We start from the raw sequence: 5,510 nt of genomic DNA, 5'->3' as shown, positions 1-5,510 counted from the left end.
ATGCAAAAGGGCCACCCGGTGGGGTGGCCCTTATGCGTGAAGTATGTTCGGCTGCGTCCTACTCTCCCACACCGTCACCAGTGCAGTACCATCGGCGCTGAAGGGCTTAGCTTCCGGGTTCGGAATGGGACCGGGCGTTTCCCCTTCGCTATGACAGCCGAAACTCTATGGAGATTTCAATCGGGTTCCCGACCGTGTCTCGGGAACCACACAGTGGACGCGTAACATCTTTGTTGAGTCAAGTTGTCGGCTTATTAGTACCAGTCAGCTACACACATTACTGTGCTTCCACGTCTGGCCTATCAACCCAGTAGTCTAGCTGGGAGCCTCTCGCACACTAGGTGCATGGAAACCTCATCTTGAAGCGTGCTTCCCGCTTAGATGCTTTCAGCGGTTATCACTTCCGAACGTAGCTAATCAGCCGTGCTCTTGGCAGAACAACTGACACACCAGAGGTTCGTCCATCCCGGTCCTCTCGTACTAGGGATAGCCCTTCTCAAGTTTCCTACGCGCACAGCGGATAGGGACCGAACTGTCTCACGACGTTCTAAACCCAGCTCGCGTACCGCTTTAATGGGCGAACAGCCCAACCCTTGGGACCTACTCCAGCCCCAGGATGCGACGAGCCGACATCGAGGTGCCAAACCATGCCGTCGATATGGACTCTTGGGCAAGATCAGCCTGTTATCCCCGGGGTACCTTTTATCCGTTGAGCGACGGCGCTTCCACAAGCCACCGCCGGATCACTAGTCCCGACTTTCGTCCCTGCTCGACATGCCTGTCTCACAGTCAAGCTCCCTTGTGCACTTACACTCAAAACCTGATTGCCAACCAGGCTGAGGGAACCTTTGGGCGCCTCCGTTACCTTTTAGGAGGCAACCGCCCCAGTTAAACTACCCACCAGGCACTGTCCCTGATCCGGATCACGGACCGAGGTTAGATATCCAGAACGACCAGAGTGGTATTTCAACGTTGACTCCACCGACACTGGCGTGCCGGCTTCACAGTCTCCCACCTATCCTACACAAGCCGTACCGAACACCAATACCAAGCTGTAGTAAAGGTCCCGGGGTCTTTCCGTCCTGCTGCGCGTAACGAGCATCTTTACTCGTAGTGCAATTTCGCCGAGTTCGTGGTTGAGACAGTGGAGAAGTCGTTACGCCATTCGTGCAGGTCGGAACTTACCCGACAAGGAATTTCGCTACCTTAGGATGGTTATAGTTACCACCGCCGTTTACTGGGGCTTAAATTCTGAGCTTCGCACCGAAGTACTAACCCGTCCTCTTAACCTTCCAGCACCGGGCAGGCGTCAGTCCGTATACATCGTCTTGCGACTTCGCACGGACCTGTGTTTTTAGTAAACAGTCGCTTCTCCCTGGTCTCTGCGGCCGTTCTCCCTAGGCAGCAAGTGCCTTCAGGATCTGGGCCCCCCTTCTCCCGAAGTTACGGGGGTATTTTGCCGAATTCCTTAACCACGATTCACTCGATCGCCTTGGTATTCTCTACCTAACCACCTGAGTCGGTTTGGGGTACGGGCGGCTCGAACCTCGCTAGAGGATTTTCTCGGCAGCATAGGATCACCCTGCTTCCCGCATACGCGGTCACTATCAGGTCTCAGGATACGTGTCAGACGGATTTGCCTATCTGACTCCCTACACCCTTGGACGTGGACAACCATCGCCACGCGGAGGCTACCTTCCTGCGTCTCCCCATCGCTTGACTACTACCAGCTCGGGTCACGCGCTCCACCGGAACCCTTCACCCGAAGGTGTCAGAAACCGGCTTTGGGCGTTTAGCATCACTAGGTTCGTCATGGGCGGTTCTTCGCCGGTTCCGGAATATCAACCGGATGTCCATCGACTACGCCTGTCGGCCTCGCCTTAGGTCCCGACTTACCCAGGGCAGATTAGCTTGACCCTGGAACCCTTGGTTATTCGGCGGACGGGTTTCTCGCCCGTCATTCGCTACTCATGCCTGCATTCTCACTCGTGTGGCCTCCACGGCTGGATCACTCCGCCGCTTCCCTGGCCACACGACGCTCCCCTACCCATCAACACGCTTGGACCACCAACCCTCAGGTGTGGTGGCCGGGCAGATGTGTCAATGCCACAGCTTCGGTGGTGTGCTTGAGCCCCGCTACATTGTCGGCGCGGAATCACTTGACCAGTGAGCTATTACGCACTCTTTAAAGGGTGGCTGCTTCTAAGCCAACCTCCTGGTTGTCAATGCAACTCCACATCCTTTCCCACTTAGCACACGCTTAGGGACCTTAGATGGTGGTCTGGGCTGTTTCCCTCTCGACTACGGAGCTTATCCCCCGCAGTCTCACTGCCACGCTCTCACTTACCGGCATTCGGAGTTTGGCTAACGTCAGTAACCTGGTGAGGCCCATCAGCTATCCAGTAGCTCTACCTCCGGTAAGAAACACGTGACGCTGCACCTAAATGCATTTCGGGGAGAACCAGCTATCACGGAGTTTGATTGGCCTTTCACCCCTACCCACAGCTCATCCCCTCAGTTTTCAACCTAAGTGGGTTCGGTCCTCCACGACGTCTTACCGTCGCTTCAACCTGGCCATGGGTAGATCACTCCGCTTCGGGTCTAGACCCCGCGACTATGTCGCCCTGTTCGGACTCGCTTTCGCTACGGCTTCCCCACACGGGTTAACCTCGCCACGGAGCACTAACTCGCAGGCTCATTCTTCAAAAGGCACGCCGTCACCCCACAAGGAGGCTCCGACGGATTGTAGGCACACGGTTTCAGGATCTATTTCACTCCCCTCCCGGGGTACTTTTCACCTTTCCCTCACGGTACTTGTCCGCTATCGGTCACCAGGGAATATTTAGGCTTAGCGGGTGGTCCCGCCAGATTCACACGGGATTTCTCGGGCCCCGTGCTACTTGGGATACTGCTCAGGAGTTCACGCCATTTCGTCTACGGGGGTCGCACCCTCTGTGCCGGGCCATTCAATGCCCTTCGACTATAACGCGAATTTTTGACTCCCTGCCGGCCTGTCAGAGCCAACGAAGCAGTCCCACGACCCCTTACCTGCAACGCCTGACAGCTATCACACAGATAAGGTTTAGCCTCTTCCGCTTTCGCTCGCCACTACTCACGGAATCGCGGTTGCTTTCTCTTCCTGTGGGTACTGAGATGTTTCACTTCCCCACGTTCCCTCTACTCACCCTATGTGTTCAGATGAGAGTGACTGGACTTGCCTCCAGCCGGGTTTCCCCATTCGGAAATCCTCGGATCACAGTCTGGTTATCGACTCCCCGAGGCTTATCGCAGATTCCTACGTCCTTCTTCGGTTCCTGGTGCCAAGGCATCCACCGTGTGCCCTTAAAAACTTGAGCCACAAAGATGCTCGCGTCCACTGTGTAGTTCTCAAGAAACGGGCGGCCCCCCACACAAGCCCGCGCCTACCACCAGCACCACCCCGCAGAACGGGACAGCCAACCCTGGTGGGGGTTCGACAGAAAGTGGGGGTCCAAGCCAGTCCATGACCGGCCCGAAGGTCAAGCTTGCGCCCGAGCCTTCAGGACCCAACAACGTGCCAAGCACCACCACCCACCCGATCGCGTTCCACTGCCCACCCCACCCCCTCCGAAAAGGGAACCAGGACGAGCTTGTACTTACGACACGGGAAAGTGCCAGCGCCAACTAATCGATGTTCCACCCTTGAGCACCCGCTGAGTGACACTCGCACTCAGACCGGGCTCTGGATCGCTTGCGCGACCAGTGCTCCTTAGAAAGGAGGTGATCCAGCCGCACCTTCCGGTACGGCTACCTTGTTACGACTTAGTCCCAATCGCCAGTCCCACCTTCGACAGCTCCCTCCCACAAGGGGTTGGGCCACCGGCTTCGGGTGTTACCGACTTTCGTGACTTGACGGGCGGTGTGTACAAGGCCCGGGAACGTATTCACCGCAGCGTTGCTGATCTGCGATTACTAGCGACTCCGACTTCATGGGGTCGAGTTGCAGACCCCAATCCGAACTGAGACCGGTTTTTTGGGATTCGCTCCACCTCGCGGTTTCGCAGCCCTTTGTACCGGCCATTGTAGCATGCGTGAAGCCCAAGACATAAGGGGCATGATGATTTGACGTCATCCCCACCTTCCTCCGAGTTGACCCCGGCAGTCTCCTATGAGTCCCCACCATCACGTGCTGGCAACATAGAACGAGGGTTGCGCTCGTTGCGGGACTTAACCCAACATCTCACGACACGAGCTGACGACAACCATGCACCACCTGTATGCGAGTGTCCAAAGAGAACGACATCTCTGCCGCGTTCTCGCACATGTCAAGCCTTGGTAAGGTTCTTCGCGTTGCATCGAATTAATCCGCATGCTCCGCCGCTTGTGCGGGCCCCCGTCAATTCCTTTGAGTTTTAGCCTTGCGGCCGTACTCCCCAGGCGGGGAACTTAATGCGTTAGCTGCGGCACGGATCTCGTGGAATGAGACCCACACCTAGTTCCCAACGTTTACGGCATGGACTACCAGGGTATCTAATCCTGTTCGCTCCCCATGCTTTCGCTTCTCAGCGTCAGTAGTGGCCCAGAGACCTGCCTTCGCCATCGGTGTTCCTCCTGATATCTGCGCATTTCACCGCTACACCAGGAATTCCAGTCTCCCCTACCACACTCTAGTCTGCCCGTACCCACCGCAAGTTCGAGGTTGAGCCTCGAATTTTCACGGCAGACGCGACAAACCGCCTACAAGCTCTTTACGCCCAATAATTCCGGACAACGCTCGCACCCTACGTATTACCGCGGCTGCTGGCACGTAGTTAGCCGGTGCTTCTTCTGCAGGTACCGTCACTTTCGCTTCTTCCCTGCTGAAAGAGGTTTACAACCCGAAGGCCGTCATCCCTCACGCGGCGTCGCTGCATCAGGCTTTCGCCCATTGTGCAATATTCCCCACTGCTGCCTCCCGTAGGAGTCTGGGCCGTGTCTCAGTCCCAGTGTGGCCGGTCGCCCTCTCAGGCCGGCTACCCGTCGTCGCCTTGGTGAGCCATTACCTCACCAACAAGCTGATAGGCCGCGAGTCCATCCCCAACCGAAAAACTTTCCACACAGTGTCCATGCAGACCTGTGTCATATCCGGTATTAGCCCCGGTTTCCCGGGGTTATTCCAGAGTCAGGGGCAGGTTACTCACGTGTTACTCACCCGTTCGCCACTGATCACCCAAGAGCAAGCTCTCGAGGTCACCGTTCGACTTGCATGTGTTAAGCACGCCGCCAGCGTTCGTCCTGAGCCAGGATCAAACTCTCCATTGATGTTTAGCCCGTGATCCGAAAACCACGAAACCAGTACCCTTGAAGGGTTGTTTCACTGACCGAGTCACAAACAACTAGCAATTGCTAGATGATCGTTGTCAATCAAAGGAAAATCGCCCGAAGCAACCCACAACCAAACCATGAAAGCCTGGCCACAAGCCACCCCGAGACGAGGTTATTGGCATCGATTTTTGACACGCTGTTGAGTTCTCAAGGATCGGACGCGCACC

3 rRNA genes are annotated in these 5,510 nt (G+C 56.4%); all 3 read right to left on the bottom strand.

What is annotated here, in order from left to right:
* Positions 1-45: 45 nt before the first annotated feature.
* Positions 46-162: ribosomal RNA gene (rrf, locus tag ACYVDO_RS19640) — 5S ribosomal RNA — on the bottom strand.
* A 72-nt stretch (positions 163-234) separates the two neighbouring features.
* Positions 235-3,356: ribosomal RNA gene (locus ACYVDO_RS19635) — 23S ribosomal RNA — on the bottom strand.
* A gap of 396 nt (positions 3,357-3,752) precedes the next feature.
* A 16S ribosomal RNA gene (locus tag ACYVDO_RS19630) occupies positions 3,753-5,280 on the bottom strand.
* The 16S, 23S and 5S rRNA genes sit together here, the layout of an rRNA operon.
* Positions 5,281-5,510: the final 230 nt, after the last annotated feature.

This window comes from Phycicoccus ginsengisoli (genome assembly GCF_054779295.1).
The sequence above is the reverse complement of the archived record's forward strand: the minus strand, read 5'-3'. Positions and strand labels throughout refer to the sequence as shown.